This is a genomic window from Pedomonas sp. V897, assembly GCF_051304405.1.
Classification (GTDB): domain Bacteria; phylum Pseudomonadota; class Alphaproteobacteria; order Sphingomonadales; family Sphingomonadaceae; genus Pedomonas.
Genome location: NZ_JBPPGG010000003.1, coordinates 187,431 through 210,920, shown reverse-complemented (window position 1 = coordinate 210,920; position 23,490 = coordinate 187,431). Strand labels below are relative to the sequence as shown.

The 23,490-nt window shown below is 62.9% G+C and carries 20 protein-coding genes; 13 read left to right on the top strand and 7 right to left on the bottom strand.

Features of this window, described 5'->3' with window-relative positions; genetic code table 11:
- Positions 1–211 precede the first annotated feature (211 nt).
- Positions 212–1,261 (top strand): phosphotransferase family protein, encoded by a 1,050-nt coding sequence (locus ACSJJU_RS09960; RefSeq protein WP_435915250.1) that lies wholly within the window; start codon positions 212–214, stop codon positions 1,259–1,261.
- Between the two features lie 28 nt (positions 1,262–1,289).
- Complete coding sequence (locus tag ACSJJU_RS09955; protein WP_435915249.1) at positions 1,290–2,510, top strand: acyl-CoA dehydrogenase family protein; 1,221 nt, start codon at positions 1,290–1,292, stop codon at positions 2,508–2,510.
- Here the strand turns inward: ACSJJU_RS09955 and ACSJJU_RS09950 are convergent.
- A complete protein-coding gene (locus ACSJJU_RS09950) occupies positions 2,501–3,379 on the bottom strand; it encodes an enoyl-CoA hydratase (RefSeq protein ID WP_435915248.1) in 879 nt (292 codons plus the stop codon). The genes ACSJJU_RS09955 and ACSJJU_RS09950 overlap by 10 nt on opposite strands.
- A 193-nt stretch (positions 3,380–3,572) precedes the next feature.
- Here ACSJJU_RS09950 and ACSJJU_RS09945 point away from each other — a divergent pair, with 193 nt between their 5' ends.
- Positions 3,573–6,014, top strand: a complete 2,442-nt coding sequence (locus ACSJJU_RS09945; RefSeq protein WP_435915247.1) for a TonB-dependent receptor — start codon at positions 3,573–3,575, stop codon at positions 6,012–6,014.
- A 135-nt stretch (positions 6,015–6,149) separates the two neighbouring features.
- Here ACSJJU_RS09945 and ACSJJU_RS09940 read toward each other — a convergent pair whose 3' ends face one another.
- From ACSJJU_RS09940 to ACSJJU_RS09925, 4 genes are read right to left on the bottom strand one after another with little or no spacing between them, the layout of a single operon-like run.
- On the bottom strand, positions 6,150–6,896 hold the full coding sequence (locus ACSJJU_RS09940; protein ID WP_435915246.1) for an SDR family NAD(P)-dependent oxidoreductase: 747 nt from the start codon (positions 6,894–6,896) through the stop codon (positions 6,150–6,152).
- 18 nt (positions 6,897–6,914) lie between these two features.
- Entirely contained in the window at positions 6,915–7,706 is a 792-nt protein-coding gene (locus ACSJJU_RS09935) for an SDR family NAD(P)-dependent oxidoreductase (RefSeq protein ID WP_435915245.1), read from the bottom strand.
- Between the two features lie 14 nt (positions 7,707–7,720).
- A complete protein-coding gene (locus tag ACSJJU_RS09930) occupies positions 7,721–9,694 on the bottom strand; it encodes an FAD-dependent oxidoreductase (RefSeq protein ID WP_435915244.1) in 1,974 nt (657 codons plus the stop codon).
- 49 nt (positions 9,695–9,743) lie between these two features.
- Positions 9,744–10,511, bottom strand: coding sequence for an enoyl-CoA hydratase/isomerase family protein (locus tag ACSJJU_RS09925; RefSeq protein WP_435915243.1), 768 nt, complete (start codon positions 10,509–10,511; stop codon positions 9,744–9,746).
- 196 nt (positions 10,512–10,707) lie between these two features.
- On the opposite strand from ACSJJU_RS09925, the gene ACSJJU_RS09920 reads away from it, so the two are divergent.
- Both ACSJJU_RS09920 and ACSJJU_RS09915 read left to right on the top strand, forming a co-directional pair.
- On the top strand, positions 10,708–11,478 hold the full coding sequence (locus tag ACSJJU_RS09920) for an SDR family NAD(P)-dependent oxidoreductase (protein ID WP_435915242.1): 771 nt from the start codon (positions 10,708–10,710) through the stop codon (positions 11,476–11,478).
- Positions 11,479–11,490: 12 nt separating this feature from the next.
- A complete protein-coding gene (locus ACSJJU_RS09915; protein ID WP_435915240.1) occupies positions 11,491–12,240 on the top strand; it encodes an SDR family NAD(P)-dependent oxidoreductase in 750 nt (249 codons plus the stop codon).
- A 102-nt stretch (positions 12,241–12,342) separates the two neighbouring features.
- Here the strand turns inward: ACSJJU_RS09915 and ACSJJU_RS09910 are convergent, their stop codons facing one another.
- Together ACSJJU_RS09910 and ACSJJU_RS09905 are read right to left on the bottom strand one after the other, a co-directional pair.
- Complete coding sequence (locus tag ACSJJU_RS09910; RefSeq protein WP_435915239.1) at positions 12,343–13,122, bottom strand: glucose 1-dehydrogenase; 780 nt, start codon at positions 13,120–13,122, stop codon at positions 12,343–12,345.
- A 60-nt stretch (positions 13,123–13,182) separates the two neighbouring features.
- Positions 13,183–14,874 (bottom strand): FAD-dependent oxidoreductase, encoded by a 1,692-nt coding sequence (locus ACSJJU_RS09905; protein ID WP_435915238.1) that lies wholly within the window; start codon positions 14,872–14,874, stop codon positions 13,183–13,185.
- A 174-nt stretch (positions 14,875–15,048) separates the two neighbouring features.
- On the opposite strand from ACSJJU_RS09905, the gene ACSJJU_RS09900 reads away from it, so the two are divergent.
- The 8 genes from ACSJJU_RS09900 (at position 15,049) to ACSJJU_RS09865 (ending at position 23,486) form a co-directional block, all read left to right on the top strand.
- On the top strand, positions 15,049–16,212 hold the full coding sequence (locus ACSJJU_RS09900) for an acyl-CoA dehydrogenase family protein (protein WP_435915237.1): 1,164 nt from the start codon (positions 15,049–15,051) through the stop codon (positions 16,210–16,212).
- Positions 16,213–16,249: 37 nt separating this feature from the next.
- Positions 16,250–17,008, top strand: coding sequence for a crotonase/enoyl-CoA hydratase family protein (locus tag ACSJJU_RS09895; protein ID WP_435915236.1), 759 nt, complete (start codon positions 16,250–16,252; stop codon positions 17,006–17,008).
- 178 nt (positions 17,009–17,186) lie between these two features.
- Positions 17,187–18,365: an NADH:flavin oxidoreductase gene (locus tag ACSJJU_RS09890; RefSeq protein ID WP_435915235.1), complete on the top strand. Its 1,179-nt coding sequence runs from the start codon at positions 17,187–17,189 to the stop codon at positions 18,363–18,365.
- A gap of 104 nt (positions 18,366–18,469) precedes the next feature.
- Positions 18,470–19,648 carry a thiolase family protein gene (locus ACSJJU_RS09885; RefSeq protein WP_435915234.1) on the top strand — a complete coding sequence of 393 codons (1,179 nt, stop codon included), beginning with the start codon at positions 18,470–18,472 and terminating at the stop codon, positions 19,646–19,648.
- 15 nt (positions 19,649–19,663) lie between these two features.
- Positions 19,664–20,428 carry an SDR family NAD(P)-dependent oxidoreductase gene (locus ACSJJU_RS09880; RefSeq protein ID WP_435915233.1) on the top strand — a complete coding sequence of 255 codons (765 nt, stop codon included), beginning with the start codon at positions 19,664–19,666 and terminating at the stop codon, positions 20,426–20,428.
- Positions 20,425–21,225, top strand: a complete 801-nt coding sequence (locus ACSJJU_RS09875; RefSeq protein ID WP_435915232.1) for a crotonase/enoyl-CoA hydratase family protein — start codon at positions 20,425–20,427, stop codon at positions 21,223–21,225. The genes ACSJJU_RS09880 and ACSJJU_RS09875 overlap by 4 nt, the downstream gene beginning before the upstream one ends.
- An 18-nt stretch (positions 21,226–21,243) precedes the next feature.
- Entirely contained in the window at positions 21,244–22,434 is a 1,191-nt protein-coding gene (locus ACSJJU_RS09870; protein ID WP_435915230.1) for an acyl-CoA dehydrogenase family protein, read from the top strand.
- Complete coding sequence (locus ACSJJU_RS09865) at positions 22,431–23,486, top strand: acyl-CoA dehydrogenase family protein (RefSeq protein WP_435915228.1); 1,056 nt, start codon at positions 22,431–22,433, stop codon at positions 23,484–23,486. The genes ACSJJU_RS09870 and ACSJJU_RS09865 overlap by 4 nt, the downstream gene beginning before the upstream one ends.
- Positions 23,487–23,490 lie beyond the last annotated feature (4 nt).

Here is a 23,490-nt window from a genome sequence, read left to right as displayed (position 1 = left end):
AGTCTGGCAAGGAAGCGCTCCAGGGGGCGTATCCACACGTCAAAACAGGCCGTGAGGAAGCGCGGATCGGGTGGTCGGAAATGGCAGTGCCATCATGAGCCTTGGCCCTTGCCTGTAGTCAGCACATCCCTTCATCGTCACTGAACTAGAGTAATCGTCCGGTTGTCATTGAAAGGGTGTATCCGCAAGACGGGAGGGTGGAGAGAGTACCATGACGACAGTGGAACCGAACCTGCCAATCGATCTCGCGCCCGTATCCGAACTTCTGGAGTCTGCCGGAGTGCCCGGCGCCCGGCAGATTGAGTCAGCGCGTCTCCTTGCCGGTGGCACCCAGAATATTGTTCTGAGGTTTTCCTGCGGGGGGCGGGATTATGTGCTGCGCCATCCGCCGGCGCGGCCCCGCCCGAACAGCAACACTCTGCTGGCCCGGGAAGTGAGGCTTGTGTCCGCGCTGCGCGGTACCCAGGTTCCGCACCCCGCCCTGATTGCCGCGCGCACTGACCCGGGGGAGGGTGGTGCCGTTTTCTACGTCATGGCGGCGGTTGACGGGTTCAATCCTACCGTGGGCTTGCCCGCGCCTGTGCTGGACCGGCCGGAGATCCGCCATCGCATGGGGCTGGGGATGATGGACGGGCTTGCCAGCCTGGCGGCAGTTGATCCGGTCGCTGTTGGTCTGGGTGATTTCGGCAAGCTCGATGGGTTCCTTGAGCGTCAGGTTGAACGCTGGGCGAAAGAGCTGGAAAGCTACAGCCGTTTCGAAGGATGGGAGGGGCCGGGCGCCCTGGGCGATGTTGCCATGGTGGGTGACTGGCTCAGCAGGTATTGCCCGCGCACCATGAAGCCCGGCGTCATTCACGGCGACTATCATGTCGGCAACGCCATCTTCAGCGAGGACGGCGCCCTTCAGGCAATTGTGGACTGGGAAATGGCCACGCTCGGCGATCCTTTGGTCGATCTGGGGCGCATCCTGATCAGCTGGCCGGACGGCGGGGAGCCGAAGCCGTACACCATGCGGGTGGAGCGTCTGGATGGCTTCCCGACCCGCGCGGAAATGATCGAGCGGTACGCCGCTCGCACCGGCCGGGCGCTGGATGACCTGCCATGGTTCGAAGTGCTGGCCTGCTACAAGCTGGGCCTCATTCTCGAAGGCAGTCACGCACGCGCACAGGCCGGATTGGCCGACAAGGCGACCGGGGAGCGGCTGCATCGCTCAGCTGTCGCCTTGCTGGACCACGCCCGTAAAATCATTGCCGGGGCTTGACCCGACCCGATCGACCAGGAGTTTGCACATGGACTTTGACCTTTCCCCTCGTCAGGCCGAATGGCTCGGTCGTGTCCGCCGGTTCATGGCTGAGCATGTCTATCCCGCTGTGCCTGTCTACTATGCCCAGCTGGAGAAAAACCGTTGGGAGCAGCCGCAGATCCTTCAGGAGTTGAAGGCGAAGGCGCGCGCGGAAGGCCTCTGGAACCTGTTCATGTGTCCGTCGGAGCACGACGAAGATGACTTCCGGGGGGCTGGCCTGACCAACCTCGAATATGCGCCGCTGGCGGAGGAAATGGGGAAAATCACCTGGGCCTCCGAGGTGTTCAACTGTAGTGCGCCAGATACCGGGAACATGGACCTCCTGCACCTCTATGGCACGCGGGAGCAGAAAGAGCGGTGGCTGAGGCCGCTGATGGCGGGCGAAATCCGCTCCGCCTATGCGATGACAGAACCCGACGTCGCGTCGTCCGACGCCACCAACATGCAGACCGAAATCCGGCGCGACGGCGACAGTTACGTGATCAATGGGCGTAAATGGTGGATTTCGGGCGTCATGGACCCCCGTTGCCGCTTCATGATCGTGATGGGGCGGAGCAACCCGGACGCGCCGCGCCACAAGCAGGCCTCGCAGATCATCGTTCCGATCGACACGCCCGGCATTACCATCGGGCGCAACATGACCAACTTTGGCTACGATGACGCGCCGCACGGCCACTGCGAGGTCATTTTCGACAATGTCCGGGTGCCCGCGGAGAACATGATTCTCGGCGAAGGACGCGGTTTCGAGATTTCGCAGGGCCGGCTTGGCCCGGGGCGCATTCACCACTGCATGCGCATCATTGGCATGGCCGAAGTGGCCCTCGAAAAGATGGTGCGGCGCCTGATGAGCCGCTCCACCTTCGGGCGCCGGCTCATCGAGCACTCGGTCTGGGAGCAGCGCATTGCCGAGGCCCGCATTGACATCGAGACTTCGCGGCTCCTGACGCTCAAGGCCGCGGACATGATGGACAAGGTGGGCAACAAGGTCGCCCGGCTGGAAATTGCCATGATCAAGGTCAAGGCCCCGCGCACGGCCCTGAAAATCGTGGATGATGCGATCCAGGCCTTCGGCGCAGCGGGTCTCGACAGCGAGGCGGGGACGGCGGCGCTCTTTGCGCGCATTCGGGCCCTGCGCATTGCCGATGGCCCGGACGAAGTGCATGCCCGGACCATCGCTCTGCTTGAGCAGAAACGCTATCAGGACTGATCGGGCGCGGCCCCATCTTTCTTCTGCTGTGATGCCGCCTGGAGGTTGGTCGGGTCCATCAGCAAACCGTGTACCATCATGTTGTGGGCATGGGTGAGCTGGTGGTGACCGAAGGCCGATTGCAGAACGGTGCTTCGCCCGGCCGCATCCTGGGCGGCATTCACGGCTTCCTTTGCCAGCTTCAGGGCAAACAGCGGTTTGCGGGCAATCTCGCAGGCGATCTTGAGAGTGAAGGCCTCCAGCTCGTCGCGCGGGACCACATGGTTGACCATGCCCGCCGACAGGGCTTCCCTTGCTGTCAAGACATTGGATCGAAAGAGGAATTCCTTGGCCTTGCGAATGCCGAGCTCATAGGGGTGGTTGAAGAACTCCACGCCGCAAACGCCAAGATCAACGGCCGTGTCCTGAAAGGTCGCGTCTTCTGACGCAATGATGATATCGCAGGGCCAGACCAGCATCAGGCCCCCGGTTATGACCTTGCCGTGAACCTGGGCGATGGTCGGTTTGGGAATGTTGCGCCACCTCTCGCTGAGGCCGAAATAGACTTCGCGCTCGTAGGCCATCCAGCCTTCCGCCCCTGCGCAGGAAAACCCGCAGAAGGTGCCGATCGGCCCGAGTTGCTGAAGATTTTCGACAGCGCTGCCGTCCGCGATTTCGTCAAGGTCATGGCCGGATGAAAAGTGCGGACCATTCGCTGCAAGGATGATGACGTGAATGGAGTCGTCCTGGGCGGCGCGGTCAAAGGCGGCGTTCAGCTCGCGCAGCATGTGCGTATTCTGGGCATTCCTTCTCTGCGGGCGATCCAGGGTAATGCGCGCCACGTGCGGCGCCACCAGATCGTAGCCGATGTATTCAAATTTCTGTTCCACGACAGATCTCCTTCCTTCTCCCCAGTCAGCAACGTGTTGAAGGGCCGGGCAAGAGTATGTCCTGACAAGGGCGCTTCACAGTGCACCTCTGGTCAAGGGTCAGTTCAGGCATCTGTATGGTGACGAATATAGGATGTGTCGGTCAGGGGAGTGCACGAATAACAAAATTACCCCGCAGGGAAAGGAAGATGCCTTGAGGAAGAATCTTGGGAGAATTGCCGGGTTGTTGGCATCGACAACAGCCTTGGCTTTGATTGCGCCGGCAAACGTCAGTGCGGCGCAAGGTCAGGCAACCGAAACAGCCAGCACTGCGGCCAGCTCGGATTTCGACGGGATTGTCGTGACCGCCCGCCGCCGCGCCGAAGACATCTCGCGGGTGCCGACAAGCATCACGGCGCTGGGCGCGGAGGCCCTTGAGCAACGCTCGATCGCAACCCAGTCGGATCTGCAAGCGGCAGTGCCGGGCCTGGTGGTTCGAGAGACGCAGTCCAACAACCAGCTGAACTATTCCATTCGCGGCCAAACGGTCGATGCCTTCTCGGGCGCATCGACGGCGGTCGTGCCGTACCTGAACGAAGTGCCCTTCGTGGCGGGCGGCGTGGCCTCCTTCTTTGATCTGGAGTCGGTGCAGGTCCTCAAAGGTCCGCAGGGAACCCTGTTCGGCCGCAACGCCACCGGTGGCGCCGTTCTCTCGACCACGGCCCGCCCGAAGGAGGAGTTCGCCGGCAATCTCAAGGCCGGTTACGGCAACTTCAACGCCATCAACGTTGAGGGCATGGTCAACGCGCCTCTTGTCAGCGACAAGGTGCTGTTCCGTGGTGCCTTCAAGCTGGCGCGGCGCGACGGGTACATCAAGAACGTCTACAAAGGGCCGGTTTTCGACAACAACGACAACCGCAGACTGGGCGAACTGGACAGCAACGCGTTCCGCGTGTCCCTGCTGGTGCGCCCTGCGGAAGGGATCGAAAACCTGACCATGGTGCAATATGAACGCACCCGTGGAAACAACTCCGGTACCCGGATCTACTCGTACAACCGCTGCGGCGAGACCGCGCCCGACGGAACCCCGCTTCCCTGCAATGCGGACTTCCTGTTTGGTCCGCAGCTGGATGCGAACCTTGGTATCCCGGGCGCATGGGAAGCCGTGCTTGCGGCGAACCCCGGATATGATCCGGGCGGCCTGCGCGCGGTTCTGGAGCGCCAGAACAAGGAGCTTGGCTTCTGGGAAGTCAACGATGCAATGCCGTCGTACCATCGTGGCAAGGATCTCGCGATCACCAACACCACGACGATCGACATTGCCGAGAGTGCCCGCCTGAAGAACATCTTCGGCTATTCGTGGTCCCGGGCCATTGACTCGACCGGCCAAACCGGCACGCCGTACCTGCTGATCTCCAACTTCGACATCAATCGTCCGTCGACCGATCCCTTGCGGAACTTCGCCAATGATGTGACCAACCGGTCCGTCACGGAGGAACTCCAGTTGCAGGGTGAAGCGTTCGGAAACGGCCTGGAGTATGCCGTTGGCGGCTACTTCCAGGATCTGCGCAATCACACGATCTTTCCGCAGAGCTATTTCGGCCTGAGTCCGATCAGTGCTCCGGCTTCGACCACGTCGAACTTCAAGATCAAGGACCGCTCGACGGCGGTCTATGCCCACGGCACGTTCGATCTGGGCGTGCTTGCCGGTCTGGAAGGGCTGAAGTTCACCATCGGCGGCCGCTATGCCTGGGAGAAGATCAGCCTGGATCACCAGCCGGGCGGCACGTTCTATGGGCTCACCACGCCTGACGTGAAGTTCGACCGTCCGAGCTGGAACGTGGGTCTGGAATATCAGGCCAACCCGGAGCTGATGCTCTATATCGTGGCGCGCGAGAGCTGGCGTTCCGGCGGCATCAACGGTGTGGCGCCTCCGGCGCTCAGTGCGACGCTCACCAACACCGACAAGTTCAAGTCGGAAGTGGCCCAGGATTTTGAAGGCGGCTTCAAGTACAACGGTGAGATCGGCACGACCCGCGTCCATCTGTACGGCTCGGCCTACACGATGCAGGTCAAGAACGTGCAGCGCACCATGTTCCCGGTCAATCCGGTCGATCCGTCGCTGGGCTCGATCGCCATCACGGTCAACGTGCCGGAGGCGCGGATCAAGGGCCTTGAGCTTGAGGCCGGCATCACGCCGAACGAGTGGCTGAGCCTGGGTTTGACGGCCGCCCACACCGATGCGAAGTTCACCAAGAACATCGCCTATGCGTTCGGTGTTCCGACCACGTTCGGTCCGGTCGCGGATGTGCCCAGCTGGTCCGGTTCAGCCTATGCAAGCGTGACCGTGCCTCTGGGCGATATGGGGCATCTCAATCTGCGGGGTGATCTCTATACCCAGAGCGGGTTCTATTTCTCGAATACGGCAAATTCGCTGAGCCCGAACACCCGCCTGCCCGGTTACACGACCGCCAATTTCCGTGTTGACTGGGAGGAGATCGGCGGCAGCACCTTCGGTGCGTCGCTGTGGGTCCGCAATGCCTTCAACGAGAAATACTATGTGGGCGGTCTCGCCCAGGGCACGTCGCTGGGTATCAACTCGGCGAATGTGGGCCGTCCCCGCATGTACGGTGCGGAAGTCCGCGTCTCGTTCTGAGGAGGCCATACAAGAAGTGGCGGGAGCGGTTATCCGCTCCCGCCACTTTTTTTGTGATCCGTTTTCCCCCTCATCCCACGGCGCTCAGGCGGAGCGCGCCACTGGCCGTTGGACGGGTGGGAGAGGAAAGCGCGGCTACAGGCTGCGGCCGCCGTCCACGATGATGGTCTGGCCGGTGATGTAGGACGCCAGCGGTGAGACCAGAAACAGGGCCGTGTGCGCGATGTCGGCGGGCAGGCCGAGCCGCCCCAGCGAAATCGTGGACAGGGCGGACGCCAGGCGATCGGGATGCTCCGTCGTCACCTTGGTCATCTTGGTGGCAATCATGCCCGGCGCGATGCCATTGACCCGCACACTCTCCCGGCCCCAGGCGTCGCCGAGCGTGCGGGTGAGGCCGACGACCGCCGCCTTGGAGGCGGCATAGGCCGGGTTGCCGATGACGGATTTATACGCGCCGATCGAGCTGATGATGAGGATCGAGCCCTGCTGCTTCCGCACGCTGGGATAGAAGCGGGTGCAGCAGTGCATGACACTGTTCAGGTTGATGTCGATCACGCGACGGAACGTCTCGATCTCGAATTCCTTGCGCTTGTAGACCACAGTGCCCTGGGACAGGACGAGCAGGTCCAGCCCGTCGGGGAAATCGGCGGCCGTGTCAATGGCGGCCGGGTCCGAGAGGTCAACCTGCTCGTACTCCAGGCCGGTCAGGTCCGAGCCCTCGCTGGCGTCATAATCGTCCGGCGAAGGCCGGGTGCCCCAGACCCGCACGGACGCACCCTGGCTGCGAAACAGCTGGGCAATGCCATTACCGATCCCGCTCGAGCCGCCGACCACAAGGGCTTTCTTTCCGGTGAGCCGGAGCACATCATTATCAAGATCCATCGCAATGCTACTTTCTGTTCATGCAGCGTTTGTGGGGTCGGGGCCGACCAGACTGGGGCGTTCGTCAAGCGTTGGCAGTCGCGTCAACTGGTTGCCGCCACTCACATGGAGGTTGAGCCCGGTCACGAAGGAGGGGCCGGCGAGCCACAGTGCGGCGTCGGCATAGTCTTCCGGCTCGCCGATGCGCCCCAGCGGAATTGCGCGGGCGTAGGTTTCTTCCATGCCGGGAACGCTCCACAGGCCGGACGACATCTCGCTGCGGATCGGGCCGGGGAGGATGGAATTCACCTTGATGCCCTTGCGGCCATATTCGGCGGCCGCATACCGTACCAGGCAGTCGATTGCCGCCTTGGCGCAGGCGTAAGGGTAGACGAACTCCATCGGCTTTGCCGCAGCAAGCGACGAGAAGAGGATGATCGAGCCGCCGTTCCGCATCGCGGCCGCGCTGTGGCGGACGAAATAGAGGCTGCCGAAGTAGTTGACCTCCATCGCCGCGCGAGCGTCGCTTACGGGGGCATTGGCAATTGTTCCCCCCATCGGCAGGGCGGCCGCGTTCACCGCAATGTCGAGCTGCCCGTAGCTGTCGATGGCGCGGGCGACAAAGGCGCGGACCTGTTCCTCATCCGCCACGTCGCACGCCTGTGCGATTCCCCCGGTCGCTTTCGCAAGTTCGGCCAACGGCTCGCTGCGGCGGGCCCCAACGACGAGCCTTGCGCCCTCCTTGGCGAAACGCTTGGCAATCGCCCAGCCAGTTCCACTGGGCGCCGAGGCTCCCAGAACGATCGCCACCTTTCCTTCGAGTACAGCCATGTGTTCCACTCCCTTCAGATCGACGCGCCAGCGATGTGTCCTTCGCGAATGGCGGACTGGAGAAAACGGGGGGAGTTGGCATCGCCAACCACCCGGATGTCCTTGAAGCGGTCGGACAGCGCCGTGTAGAGCTCGCGGTTGGGAGCGTTCGCCGAAATGAACACCACGGTATCGGCGGGCAGACGCTGGACGTCGGCATCGTCGGTGAAATGGGTCGGGCTGATCAGAACCTCGCCATCGGCGATCTCCACCACGCGGTGCCGGATCCGGTAGTCGAACGGCTTGCCCCGCATCCGCGTCAGGAACGGCTCCACCATCAGCGGGCCCTGGGCCAGGGGGGCGAGCATCCGCAGCCGTGTCACATAGGTCACGGCAAGGCCTTGCTCGATCAGGTGCTCGGCAGACGCCAGACCTTCGTAGTGACCGACATCGTCAATGACGACGGCGCTGCGCCCGAGGTTGGACGGCGGCTGCATGAACAGGTCGAGCGACGAGATGACATTGGGCCGGTTGAAGCCTCGGATCGGCTGGCCCGGATGGGAGTGCTGAATGCCATCCATGCGCGGGATCGAGCCGGTTGCGATCACGATGGCATCGGCTCCCGAGGCAATCACATCGTTCTCGTCCATGTAGGTGGAGAGGTTGACGCTGACACCGAGGCGGAAGATCTCGGATTCAAGCCAGGTCACGATGTCGATCATGCCGTGACGGGTCGGCGCCTTGGCAGCAGCGCGCAAAGCACCGCCAAGTTGCGGGCTGGCTTCTGCCAGCGTCACCTTGTGGCCACGCAGCGCTGCCACACGGGCCGCTTCCAGCCCCGCCGGTCCGCCGCCGACCACCAGAACGTTCTTCGGCTCCGTCGCCGGCACCAGAACGGCATCACCCCGGTAAAGCTCGTGCCCGGTGCCCGGATTGACGGCGCATTCCATATGGCCATGCTCGGTCGAGACCTGCGCGACGCAGGCCTGGTTGCAGCCGATGCAGGGGCGCACCTGGTCTGCCTTGCCGGCAAGGCTCTTCGTGACAAGGTCAGGGTCGGCGATCATCGCGCGCACCAGGCCCACCATGTCGGCATCACCGGCCCGGATGACCTGGTCGCATTCCTCGAGCGTGCGGAAGCGGCCGACAACCATGGTCGGCAGATCGATCTGGCGCGTAATCGGCCGGCTGGTCGGCAGTTCGTAGCCAACCGGCTCGTGCATTCCGCCGACCATCTTGGTGTAGCTGTTGTAATTGCCCACCGAGACGTTGACGTAATCGATCAGGCCGCGGTCCTGGAGCATGCGGGCGACAGCGAGGTTCTGCTCCTCGTCAACGCCGCCGACGGTGAGGTCCGGGGCCAGCCGAACGCCAACGACAAAATCGCGGGAGACCGCGCTGCGCACGGACTCCATCAGTTCGATGACGAACCGCGCCCGCTCTTCGATGGTCGCGCCGCCATACTCGTCGGTCCTCAGGTTGGTGTTTGCCGAGAGGAACTGGGCGGGCAGGTAGCCGTGGGCGCAATGGACCTCGACGCCGTCAAGGCCCCAGGCTTCCATCCGGCGGGCAGCGGTCGTGTAGGCTTCGATGATCTGGGCGATCATCGCCTTGGTCATCTCGATCGGGACAACACCCACCTCGACGCTGGGCGTGGCGCTGACGCCCCAGGGCGGGCTGCCGTCCCGCGGAATGGCGTGATGCCCCGCGTGCCAGAGCTGCTGGTAGACCTTCATGTCGTATTTGCGGCAGACGTCCATCAGCTTGCGATAGCCGGGCTCGAGCTCGGGCTTCCACAGGTCAATCGAGAGCGGACTTGTGGGATGGACCGAGCCCACTTCGATGATCGACAGCCCCGCACCGCCGCGCGCACGTGCTTCATGATAGGCAATCAGGGTGTCGTTCATCGATCCCTTGCCCAGGATGGTCCCATGGGCCGGACGGAAAATACGGTTCTTTATTGTCTGGTTGCCAATGCGGAGGGGCGTATGGACGTGCGTGTAGTGCATTGTTCACTCCTGTGGCCCGGGGCAGGCATCAAGCGGGTCGGAAGCGGAACTACTTCTGGCGCAGACGATTGACGGTCGCGACAAGGTCCGGGCTGGCCATGGCTTCCATTTCGAACTCAAGGCCGGGGGTCAGTGCCTGGGAGGCGATCAGGCTGGTGATGCGCGAGAAAGCGCGCTTGGTACCGATCACGCCGAGGGGAGGCATTGCCGCGATTTTCTCGGCCAGTGCGCGGGCGCGGGGCAGGGCTTCTTCCGGCGTCTCGACCAGCTCGGTGACCAGACCCCATTCATAGGCCTGCTCGCCCGTGATGATGTCGCCGGTCAAGAGGTAGCGTTTCGCGCGGTTGATGCCGATCGACTGCGACCAGCTGATGATGCCGCCGTCGCCCGCCGCCAGGCCGACGTTGACATGGGTGTCGGCGATCTTGGCGCCCTTCCAGGCAATAACGATATCGGAAAGCGTGGCAATGGTGGCGCCTAGTCCGATTGCGGCGCCCTGAACGGCGGAGATCACCGGGATCGGCAGTTCGGCAATGCCATAGAAAACGCCCTTGGCATATTTGACCATGTTGTTGCGAACGGCCTTGGAGGCGTTGGCCTCAAGCATTTCCTCGAAGTCGCCGCCGGCGGAGAAGGCCTTGCCTTCAGCCGAAAGGATCAGGGCCCGGATCGCCGGAATGTCTTCCGATACCTGCTCGATTGCCGACACGAATTCGACATGCGCCTGCATGTCGAACCGGTTCAGCAGGTCCGGTCGCGCCAGACGGATTTCCGCCACACCATTTTCGACCGATAGACGCAGTGTTTCGAAAGCCATGATCCCCCTCGTTCTCTTATTGGTACAGAACAATAGCTGGCTCGAGGCGACGACAACAGTAGCGCGGATTGTCTGCTGATGAAGAATGGCGTGCATCACGGCGCATGGTGCCGCCGGAACCGGGCTGTCAGAGCTGGATCGCGGACCTGCAAGAAGGCATCGTTCGGGCATCGGATCATCAATCAGGAGGGAGCCGGTGCCAGTTCTGGAGGGAAAGGTTGCCTTTGTAACAGGCGCGGCAAAGGGAATAGGATTCAGTATCGCCCGATTGTTCGCAGCCGAAGGCGCGCAGGTCGTTGTCGCGGCCCGTTCGCTTGAGCAATCCAGGGCCGCTGCCAGCCAGATCGAAGGGGAGACGCTCGCTGTCGCGCTGGATGTGCGCAACGATGGACAGTGGCGGGAAGCACTTGCGGCGACCGAGTCCCGGTTCGGAAAGCTCAATGTTCTGGTCAACTGTGCCGGCATTACCCGCGGTTCAACGCTCGCGGCCGCGGACGACGCGAACTGGGATGATCACATGGAGATCAATCTGCGCGGCCCATTTCTGGGATGCCGGGCTGCGCTGCCGCTGATGCAGCGGTCTGGTGAACCGGGCAGCATCGTCAACATTTCTTCGGCTTTCGGTATCCGCGTCACCCCGGGGTTCGCCGCCTACAGCGTGAGCAAGGCCGCGCTCAATGCGATGACGCGGGTGCTGGCACTTGAATGTGCTGCCGCCGGGTGGCCGATCCGGGTGAATGCCGTGATCCCGGGGGGCATCGAGACCGAGATGTTCGAGGAAGAACTCCGGCGGACCGGGATGGAGCGCGAAAAGGCCTATGCGCTGTTTTCCCGGATCCACCCGCTTGGCCGCATCGGCAAACCCGAGGAGGTGGCGCAGGCGGCGCTGTGGCTCGCCTCCGATGCGTCAAGCTTCACAACGGGGATGGAGCTGAAGGTCGATGGCGGCAGCACCATTCGCGCCTGAGGGAGGGAAGGAATGACAAAGACGGCGCTGGTTTTCGGTGGTTCCGGCGGCCTTGGTGCCGGTTGCGTCCGGGCGCTTGCCCGCGAGTGGCCCAACGTTGCGTTCACCTATCGCGCAGGTCGGGAACGGGCGGACACACTGGCCAGGTCGCTGCCCGCAACATGTCGCGCCTACGCTGTGCAATGCGATGTCATGGACAGCGCGTCGGTCGAATCCGTTGTGGCGGAAGTGACATCCGCGTGCGGGCCGATCGGCGCCGTGGTCTTTGCGGCGGGATGCGCCATTGACCAGCCTTATATTTCCCAAATCAGCGAAGCGCAGTGGCGCGATGTGTTCGAGACGGAAACGCTCGGTTTCACACGAGTGCTCGCGGCTATCCTGCCGCGATTTCGCGCGCAGGGGGGCGGCAGCATTGTTGCGGTGACATCGATGGCCAACACCCGCGTGATCCCGGGAGACAGCATCTCGGCGGCCCCCAAGGCGGCGATCGAGGCGCTGTGCCGGGGCGTTGCGAAGGAAGAGGGCAAGTATGGCATCCGTGCCAATACGGTGGCTCCGGGCGCAATGAATGCGGGTCTTGGCGAGCAGTACATCGCCGAGCGCATGACGCCAGAATTCTGGGAGACGTTCCGCAAGTCCATACCACTGCGCCGCTTCGGCACGGCTGAGGACATCGGGGAGGCTGCCGCCTTCTTTGCTTCCGATCGGTCGAGCTATTTTAGCGGCCAGACGCTGATTGCGGATGGCGGCTATACGCTGTGATCCTGCGGCAGCGGCGAAGTCCAACGATCACTTCGCCGCTGCAAGGAGCGATATGCCTTCGGACGGCTGGCCTCACGTGCGGAACGCGCACGGGTGCCGGGATCAGGAAGCGTTGTCCAGCTCCTGCATGTTGGAGGTCAGCCCCGCAGTCCAGGCACCATCCACTGCCAGTTCGGCGCCGCTGATGTAGGACGCTTCATCGCTGGCGAGGAAGAGAGAGGCGTAAGCGACCTCTGCCGGCTGGCCGATGCGGCCAAAGGGAATGCCGAAGGCGCGCGCCAGCGGTTCGGACTCGAAAGTGCCGGTCGGATTGAGCATCGGCGTGTCGATCGCGCCCGGGTGGACGGAATTCGCCCGCACATTGTAGGGGGCCCCTTCGAGCGCGATGGATTTTGTCATCCCGCGCACCGCCCACTTGCACGCATCATAGGCGCTCATGCCCATGGTTCCGCGCAGGCCATTGACCGAGGAGATGTTGACGATCGAGCCCCGGCGCGCTTCCTTCATCAGCGGAAGGACAGCCTTGATCCCGAGAAAAGGGCCCACCACGTTTACCGAGAGCACCCGCTGGAGATCGTCCCTGGTGGTCTGCTCGATGGGGTTGTACATGGTGATCGCCGCGTTGTTCACCAGGATATCCACCTTCCCGAACGCGGACAGTGCGGTCTGGACCACCGTTTCCCAGTCCGCTGCGTCCGTCACATTGTGGCGCACAAACCGTGCGCGCTCACCAATGCTCGCGGCGACGGCCTCGCCTCCAGCCGCGAGAATGTCTGTCAGCACGACAGAGCAGCCCTCATCGGCAAAGAGACGGGCGGTTGCCTCGCCCTGACCGCGCGCAGCGCCCGTGATAATCGCGACCTTGCCTTGCAGGCGACCCATGAATTTTCCTCCCCCTATGCGTCGATTTCTGTGTTCTCTGTTGTCCAACGTGAGCCGATGTCAGGATTGGGCGGCTTCGGCCGCAACCATGTCAGCCGCAATGAAGCCGAACACCATGGCCGGACCAATGGTCCCCCCTGCGCCCGGATAGGAATTGCCGAACGGGGAGCCGGAGGCGTTGCCCGCCGCATAAAGGCCCGGGATCGGTTGCCCTGACTGGTCGAGGACGCGCGCGGAGGCGTCGCACTTCAGGCCCCCCTTGGTGCCGAGGTCGCCGAGGTTGATCGGGACGGCGTAGAAAGGAGCCTTTTCGATGGGGCCAAGGCACGGGTTGGGTTTGACTGCGGGGTCGCCAAAATTGACGTCGTAGATGTTGCTGCCGCGTCCGAACTCCGGATCATGGCCCGTTCTGGCGTATTCGTTCATGCGGGCGACGACGGATTCCAGCTTGTCCGGGTTGATTTCGATTTTCTGCGCCAGCTCCCGCACGGTCGAGGCGCGGAAGATATAATGATCCCACCAGTCAACCGGGATCTTCCAGTCGGGCATGATGGCGGTCGGCATAATGCCGCCTGCGGTGAACTTGTACCGGAAGGTGGCATCGAATACCAACCAGCACGGCGTGTTGGCGCCGGTCTTGAGCTGGTCCTCCATCATGGCATTTCCGAAGCGGTCATAGCCGCAGGCCTCATCCACGAAGCGGTCTCCATTGCGGTTGACGCACACGCTGTGCGGCCGGCCAACGTCAAACGTGGCCTGATGGATTTCCTCGAAATTGGAAACGCCCGGGATCGGGATGGTCATGGTGGGAACCCACCAGCCCGTCTCCGTGAATTCGGTGGCGGCGCCGATTGCCAGACCCGCCTCCAGAACTTCGCCGCAATTGGCCTCGGGCGGGGTGCTGCTATAGCGGGTGCTTCCGGGGATGGTGAAGAAGCGGTCACGCAGCTTCTGGTTCCACTCGAAGCCGCCTGCGCAGACGATCACGCCGTGGCGGGAGCGAATGGTCTCGCGGCGACCCCAACGTTCCACGACAACGCCAACCACCCGGCCGTTCTCGACCACCAGTTCCTTGACGGCGCTGCCGAGCAGGAACTGCCCGCCAAGCCTGACGTAAAGCTCGACCAGCGGGCCAATAAGCGCTGCGCCCAGGCTGAACAGACGGTCCCGCCTTGTGATGAAACGGGTTCCGATATCCAGCCAGTAGCGGCCAATCACCTTGACCAGTTCACGGACCCAGCCCGGCGAACGCGTGGAGATGGTGTTCGCCTCCATGAAGTCCAGCGTGTAGCGGTTCATCAGCTTGAAGCGGGTGTACTGCTCGCGAACAAGCGGGAACAGATCCTTAAGGCGCCGTCCATCATATTTCGGGAAGACGATTGAACGGTCCGCACGCGCGCCAGGGGCTTCCGGGAAATAGTCGGGCCAGGGCATGACAGTCGGGCGGAGCCCCATTTCCTTGAGGAAGGCGATCATCCGTGGCCCGGCTTCGAGAAATGCCTTGACCCGGTCCTCGCGAACCGGCCCGTTGGCAACCGCATGGATATATGTCATGGCCTGATCACTGGAGTCATCCGTGCCCAGCCCATGGTTGGGAATCCAGATCACACCGCCTGACGTGGCGGACGTGCCGCCGATCTTATGGGCTTTCTCGACGATCAGGACCTTGAGGCCCCGTTTGGCTGCCCGCACCGCAGCTGCCATTCCGGCCGAACCGGAACCGGCAATGATGACGTCGTACGTTTCGTCCATTTTCTACCTCCCCTACGGCATGGAATGGATAACCCTATGGTCTGCATCAGACGATAGGTTCCGTGTCCTGTTTCAAATCATGGCTTGTTTGATTGCAGTACGAGACAACTCCCGGATTCGGGCCTGTGGTATAGCTGCCGTCTCTGCCCGTGTTCGCAATTGGGAGATTTGGTTTTGGCTGCGTTTGATCTGCCTCGTCCGTCTTTCATGTGCAGCGACGAAGTAAGTATCTTCGAGGCGATGGTCGATCGGTTCTTTGATGAACATGCCGATGCGGCCGCCCGTCAACGCTGGCGCGACCAGGGCTTCGTGGAGAGGGAATTCTGGCGCAAGGCTGGTGAGGCGGGAATTCTTGGCGTCTCCATCCCCGAGAAATACGGCGGGTCCGGCCTCGACTTCCGGTATGACGCGCTCGTGATGGAGCGGCAAGGCATCAAGCACGCTCTGAACTTTGCCTTCTCGCTCCACACCTCCGTGGTGGCCTCGTACATTTACAATTACGCGACCGACGAGCAGTGCCGCAGATGGCTCCCCGGCGCTGTCAGCGGCGAGACCTTGCTGGCGGTGGCCATGACGGAGCCGGGCGCGGGCTCGGACCTGCAAGGCATGCGCACGACGGCCCGCCGCGAAGGCGACCATTATGTGATCAACGGGCAGAAGACATTCATCTCCAATGGCTACGCCTGCGATCTTGTCGTGGTGGCGGCCAAGACGGACCCTGCTGCCGGGGCGCGCGGCATCTCCCTGTTCGCGGTAGAGGTGGACAAGGTCGAGGGCTTCGAGCGCGGCCGACTGCTCAAGAAGCTGGGGCAGGAAGGCCGCGACACGACCGAGCTTTTCTTCAACAACATGCGTGTACCGGCCGAAAACCTGCTGGGGGGTGTGGAAGGGCAGGGCTTCCGCATGTTGATGGAGCAGCTGCCCAAGGAACGGCTTGTCATCGCCTGGCAGGCCATGGGCATGATGGAGGCCGCGCTGGAAGAGACCGTCGCTTATGTCAAGGAGCGCAAGGCTTTCGGGAAGGCTCTGTTCGACCAGCAGAACACCCAGTTCAAACTGGCTGAATGCAAGACGCGCGCAACCGTCGCCAAGACATTTCTGTACCACTGCACGCAGCAGCTTCTGGAAGGGAAGCTGGATGCGGCAACGGCCTCCATGGCGAAGCTCTTCGTAACCGAGGCCCAGGCTTTCGTGATTGATGAGTGCCTGCAACTGTTTGGAGGGTACGGCTACATGCTCGAGTACCCCATTGCCGAAATGTACAAGGACGCTCGGGCGTTTCGCATTTACGGCGGCACCAGCGAAATCATGAAGTTGCTGATCGCGCGCTCCATTTGAGCGCAACTCTAGAGTGTGATTGAGGGGAATGGATTTCATGCCGGCTGATCTCGAAATTCAGAATAATATCGCCCTGGTGACGATCAATCGTCCCGAAGCGCGCAATGCAATCGATCGCGAGACGGCGCTGGCGCTGGAAGCGGCGGTCAAGAAGATCAACGCCGATCCTGAAATTCGCTGTGCCGTGATCACCGGTGCGGGCGGGAATTTCTGTGCCGGCATGGACCTCAAGGCCTTCCTGCGCGGGGAGGTGGTGCGCCTCCCGGATACGGGCTTTGCGGGGATGACCCAGGCCAAACTGGAGAAGCCGTTTATTGCCGCCGTTGAAGGCTATGCGCTGGCGGGTGGTTTTGAAATTCTCCTCGCATGCGACATTGTTGTTGCCGCCGAGACCGCCAAGTTCGGCCTGACGGAAGTCAAGCGCGGCCTTGTGGCCAACGCGGGCGGACTGGTCCGTCTGCCACGGCAGATGCCGATCAAGCTCGCGACCGAACTCGTGCTCACGGGCGATATCTATGAGGCCTCCAGGCTTGCGGCGGCCGGGCTCGTCAATCGGGTGGTGCCCCAGGGCGAGGCCCTGAATGCGGCCATGGAAATCGCCAGGACCATTGCCGCCAATGGACCGTTGGCTGTCGCGGCAAGCCGCAAGGTGCTGAACGAGTCTCGAGAATGGCCGGAAGCGGAAATGTTCGAGCGCCAGTTCAAGGTGACCGCCCCGGTCTTCCAGTCGGAGGACGCTCGGGAAGGCGCCACCGCCTTTGCGGAAAAGCGCGCCCCGGTGTGGAAGGGGCGCTGATCGTCCAAGGGTCAGGAGCCCTCTCGGGAAGGAGAGGGGGTGCCGGCAGGGGTAACGTACGGTCAGGAGCCTGAATTGTCCTGCCGCGCAGTGGCTTTTGCCGGGGTTCAATCGTGCCTTTGGATTTTTCCGGATGCGGGCAACACTCCAAAGGAGAATGCAACGCGAGGCGGTTCCAATGAATGCCATAACACCAAACTCTGCTGATCTGGACCAGCGGGAGGTTCTGTTTACGCCGTTGACCGTGCGGAACGTCACTTTCCGCAACCGGATCGCCATGTCGCCGATGACCCGTGGCTTCTGCCCCAATGGCACGCCGGGGGAGAATGTGGTCGCCTATTACCGCCGTCGCGCTGAAGGCGGCGTCGGGCTCATCGTGACCGAAGGCATTGCGGTGGATCATCCCGCCGCTCTTGGCGATGCAGGGCTGGGCGAAAACAACATCCCCGTCCTGGCCGGAGATGGCCCGATTGCCGGATGGCGCGCGGTTGTCGATGCGGTGCATGCGGCTGGCGCCAAGATCATTCCCCAGCTGTGGCACCAGGGCGCCATGCGCAAACCCGGCACCGGGCCGCACCCGGATGTGCCGAGTGTGAGCCCGTCCGGGATCTGGGGGCCTCTCGGGCGGATGACGTCCATCGACCCGGGCAGCATCCCGGCCGACCCGCGCATCGGTGAGCCGATGAGCGACGAGGACATCGAGGACGCCATTCAGGCCTTCGTTCGCTGTGCCGAGAACGCGATGAAGGCTGGCTTCGACGGGATCGCGCTGCATGGCGGTCATGGCTATCTGATCGACAACTTCCTGTGGAAGGAGACGAACCAGCGCAATGACCGGTGGGGCGGGGACCGCACCCGCCGCTCCGAGTTCGCGGCCGAGATCGTTCGCCGCATCCGGGCCGTGATTGGCGAGGATCTGCCGATCTTCTTCCGCTTCTCGCAGTGGCGGCAGCAGGACTTCCGCTCCACCCTTGCGGACTCGCCGGAGGAACTTGGGGAAGTTCTTCGCCCGCTGGCGGAAGCGGGGGTCGATGTGTTCGATGCCAGCGTCAGGTATTACAACAGCCCGGCTTTCAAGGGGTATCCCGAGAACCTGGCGGGATGGGCCAAGCGCCTGACCGGCAAGCTCTCGATGGCCGTCGGCGGGATCGGCATCAACCAGGGCATGTATGACCGCGACAAGCCGGTGCAGGCCGTGGTGGACTACGCCCCCTTGCTGGAGCGCTTCGGGCGCGGCGAGTTTGATCTCATCGCGGTTGGACGGGCCATGATCGGCGATCCGAACTGGGCCGAGAAGTTCCGCGCCGGCCAGGAACCCGAGCCGTACCGCAAGGAAAATGATGGGATCTTGACCTGAATTGCAGCCGGTCTTGATCTGATTGCCGCGGCGGTCGCCAGCCTGCCCGGCAATGACAATAATCAAACCAGCTGACCTTTCGGCCGTCCCTGAGAGAGAACCCCATGTCTAATGTACCTGTCATTGTTGATATCGTCCGTTCCCCCATGGCGCGCGGAAAACCGGGTGGCGCCCTGTCCTCGCTGCATCCGGCAGAGCTGTTCCGGCAGGTTATGGTTGCCCTGGTGGAGCGCAACCGGCTCGATCCGGGCGAGGTCGATGACCTGATCGTGGGGTGCGTCAGCCAGGCGGGCGAGCAGGCGGTTCCCATCGGGAGAACGGCCTGGCTCGCGGCTGGCTATCCCTTCCACGTGCCCTGCACCATGGTTGAGCGCCGCTGCGGCTCGAGCCAGCAGGCCGTTCATTTCGCCGCTCAAGGCATCGCTGCCGGTGCCTACGACATTGTCATCGCGGGCGGCATTGAATCGATGAGTCGTGTGCCGATGGGCAGCGCCCGTATGGGCAAGGACCCCCACGGGCCGACCTATGATGTGCTGTTCCCGAACACGGTCGGCCAGGGCATCGCAGCCGAGCTGATTGCGGCCAAGTGGAACATTTCGCGGGAGGAGATGGATGAATACTCCGCCCGCTCCCACCAACTCGCGGAAGCCGCGCGCCAGGCGGGCAAGTTCGATCGTGAGATCGTGCCTGTCGACACGCCGGAGGGAAGGGTCACGCAGGACGAGACGATCCGGCCCTCAACCACGCCGGAGGCCCTTGCCCAGCTCAAGACCTCGTTCGAGAGCGAGGAAATGGCGTCGCGTTTCCCGCAGATCCGGTGGAGCATCACGGCCGGTAACAGCTCGCAGATCACGGATGGCGCCTCGGCTGCCCTGATCATGTCGGAGAAAGCCGCCAACCGCCTGGGTCTGAAGCCCCGCGCCCGTTTTGTCGCCTTCGATGTCGTGGGTGACGATCCCATCCTGATGCTGACGGCACCCATCCCGGCCACCCGCCGGGTGCTGAAGAAGGCAGGCCTCAGCGTCGATGCGATCGACCAGTTCGAAGTGAACGAGGCCTTCGCGCCCGTTCCGCTGGCATGGCAGCGCGAAATCAATGCGGATTTCGCCCGCCTCAATCCGCGCGGCGGTGCCATTGCCCTCGGTCACCCGCTCGGCGCGTCGGGCACCCGCCTGATGGGGTCCTTGCTGAATGGTCTTGAGGAAACGGGGGGGCGCTACGGGCTTCAGGTGATGTGTGAAGCCGGTGGTCTTGCCAACGCGACAATCATTGAGCGTATCTGAACAGGGAACGTAAAAATGAATATTGAAGGAGCCGTAGCGGTCGTCACCGGCGGTGCGTCGGGTCTGGGTCGCGCGACAGTGGAGCAGATCGTCAAGGCCGGGGGCAAGGTCGTGATTGCGGACCTGCCGACCTCGGACGGTGAGGCCGTCGCCCGTGACCTTGGCCCCATGGTGCGCTTTGTGCCGGCCGACGTGACGAACACGGACCAGATGAATGCCGTTTTCGACGCGGCTGAGGAAATGGGCACCCTGCGGGCGGTGGTCCATTGCGCCGGACGGGGCGGTCCCATTCGTGTCGTCGACCGCGACGGGAACCCGGGGTCGCTTGAGACCTATGAAACCGTGGTGCGGATCAACCTGATCGGCAGTTTCAACGTGCTGCGCCTGGGTGCGGCCCGGATGGCCAAAAACGAGCCCGTCGACGGCGAACGCGGCGTGGTGGTCATGACCGCCTCGGTCGCCGCTTTCGAGGGCCAGATCGGGCAAATCCCCTATGCATCGGCTAAGGCCGGTATCGTCGGCATGACGATCGTGGCGGCGCGTGACCTGGCCAGCCACAAGATCCGGGTCTGCACCATCGCGCCGGGCACCTTCGACACCCCGATCCTGAAAAACGTCAAGCCGGAGGTGCGCGAGGCGCTGGCCGCGGCGGTTCCCCACCCCAAACGGCTGGGCCATCCGGCCGAGTTTGCCAAACTGGCCTGCCACATCATCGACAATGCGATGTTGAACGGCGAGACGATCCGTATCGATGGCGCTATCAGGATGCCGCCGAGATGAGCGAGATCCTCCTTCGTGAGTTCGATCAGGGGATCCTGACACTGACGCTGAACCGTCCGGAGATGCGTAATCCCGTGTCGGATCCCGCCATGATTGAGGCCTTGTGCGCTGCAATCGAGGAGGCGGATGCCGACATCGCTAACCGGGTTGTCATCATTACCGGTGCGGGAAGCGCGTTCTCGAGCGGGGGGGATATCGCGTCGATGAAGGTTGGAGGGGGGCTGAATGACCCCCTCCCGCCGGTGACGCGGCGCAATTATCGCAACGGCATCCAGCGGTTGCCGCGCTTGTTCGAGTCTATCGAGGTTCCGGTCATCGCGGCCGTCAATGGCCCTGCGATTGGCGCCGGTTGCGATCTCGCCTGCATGTGCGACGTTCGGATCGCATCCGAAAAAGCGCGGTTCGCGGAGAGCTTCGTCAAGATGGGGATCGTGCCGGGGGATGGTGGCGCCTGGTTGCTGCCCCGGGTCGTCGGCTGGTCGAAGGCGAGCGAATTGGCCTTTACCGGCGATATGCTCGATGCCGCCGAGGCGCTTTCATGCGGTCTCGTCTCGAAGGTGGTGCCGCACGATCAGCTCATGACCGAGGCGCGCGCCCTGGCAGCGCGGATTGCGGCCAATCCTCCCTATGCGGTCCGCATGACCAAGCGGTTGATCCGTGAGAGCCGGCTCTCCTCGCTTTCCGCCATCCTCGAAGCATCGGCGGCCGCTCAGGCCCTTTGCCATACGACCAACGATCACGCTGAAGCGGTTGACGCCTTTCTGGAAAAACGACCCGCTCGTTTCACCGGGCAATAGGCAGGCGAGGACGGAGACATGAGCGAGCAGGAAAAGATTCAGGCACTGCGCAGCGAAATCCGCGAGTGGCTTCGGACAAATCTTCCGAAGGACTGGCGTGATCGTCAGCGCGGCGATGATATTCCCGGCTTCCTCGCCATGCAGAAGGAGTGGTTTGGCCGCCTGGTGAAGGCTGGCTATGCCATTCCGCACTGGCCCAAGGAATGGCCGGGCGGCGGGCGGTCGCTCGCCGAACAGATCGCGATCTTCGAGGAGCTGGCCCGTGCGGGCGCGCCGCGCATGATCCTCTATTTTGTGTCGCTGTATCATGCGGCCATGACGCTCATCGAGTGCGGAACCGAGGCGCAGCGGGCAAAGCATCTGCCGGCCATTCTGAACGGCGAAATCTGGTGTCAGGGTTTCTCCGAGCCGGGCGCCGGTTCCGACCTTGCCAGCCTGAGAACCCGCGCGGTCCGCAAGGGGGATCGCTATATCGTATCCGGCCAGAAGATCTGGTCGACACTGGGTCAATTCGCTGACCAGTGCCTGCTGCTCGTGCGCACGGACTCCAGCGGACCCAAGCAGGCCGGCATCACGTTCCTGCTGATGGATATGAAGTCCAAGGGCGTCGATGTCCGCCCAATTCGGCAGGTGACCGGGGACGAGGAATTCGCGGAAATTTTCCTCGATGAGGTGGAAATCCCGGTCGAAAACGTGGTCGGCAAGGAAAATGAGGGATGGCGCGTCGCGCAGGTCACGCTGGCGTCGGAACGCGGCCTGACTCTCGTGGAACTGACCGAGCGCATGGCCCAGTCCCTGTGGCGGCTGGTGGATGCGGCAACGGGAGGTTCGGGAGATCTTTCCGCCATTGATCCCGGCCTTGCGCGCAGCGTGGCTGATATCGCCACACGGATTGAGGCTCTGCGTGCCATACTTGTCAACTTCATGGCGAACCGCATTGCTGGCAACGAGGCGTTGGGCGATGCCTCTATTATCAAGCTTGCCTATTCGCGTCTCTCGCGGGACTTCACGTCGCTCGGGTTGAGGCTGCGGGGTCTCCCCGCCATGCGGGAGACCAGCTATGTGCTGGGCGCAGGCTATGAAACCGGCAACTGGATGTTCGATTTCCTGAACAGCTACCAGTACAACATTGCCGGCGGCAGCAACGAGATCCAGCGCAACATCGTTGCAGAACGTGTGCTCAACATGCCGAAGGAGCGGTTGTCATGAACACAATGCCTGTGGACATGATTGACCTGAGTGAATTGCGCTCGACGACGCAGCGGCTGCTTGCGGACAAGATTGAGCGGCGTTCTCCATGGATCGGAAATGGGCGCAAGACAGAGGAGCTTGACCGCATCGCTGCCGAGCAGGGATGGTTCATGCTCACCGCGCCCGAAGACCTGGGCGGGCTTGGTCAGAGCTTTGTCGCGCTGGCACCGATCTATGAGGAGCTGGGCCGCAGTCTGGCGCCGATCTGGCTGTCGGGGACCATGGCGGCGATCGATGCGCTCCTGGTCGATGGTTCAGACGCGGCGCGTGAGGGTGTCGCCGGTGTTCTGGAGGGCGGAACGCGCATTGCGTTTGTCATGCTGCCCGAGGGCCAAAGCATCGGCAAAGCGTCGCTGCCGGTGGTCCCCGCCGACGAGAACGCGACCCATTTTCTCGTGGTAACACACGACGCAAGGGAGGCGCGGCTCATCCCGGTTGGAGTGACGGGGCTGACGGTGAAGCCGGTCGAGACCTGGGATCTTGGCCGGGGTTACGTTGAAGTCATTCTGGATAACGTGGCGGACGGCCTGGTCCTGTCGCAAGACGCCGCCATCACCGCCCGGGCGCACTGCGAACTGGCGCTCGCTCTGGACTGCGTCGGGGCGTCTCAACAGTGTCTGGATGAGACGGTCACGTACATGCTTGGGCGGCAGCAGTTCGGCCGCCCCATCGCCTCGTTCCAGGCGTTGAAGCACCGCGCGGCCGACCTCAAGGTTGCTGTCGAGCTGGCCCGGTCGCTGGCCAATCACGCCGCGCAGATGTTCGCGTCCCGCTCCGGCAATTGGTCGCTGCTGGCCACGCAAGCCCGGGTCCTTGCAACGGATGTGTTCCGGCAGGTTGCCGAGGACGCGGTGCAGCTCCACGGCGGCGTCGGCTTTACGTGGGAGTTCAACTGCCACCTGTTCCTCAAGCGGGCGCTGATGAACGAGCTGCTGCATGGCACGCCCGAACAGCTGCGGGACAGGATTGCGGCTCAAATCACGCTGGATCTACCGGAAACCGGCGCATAATGCC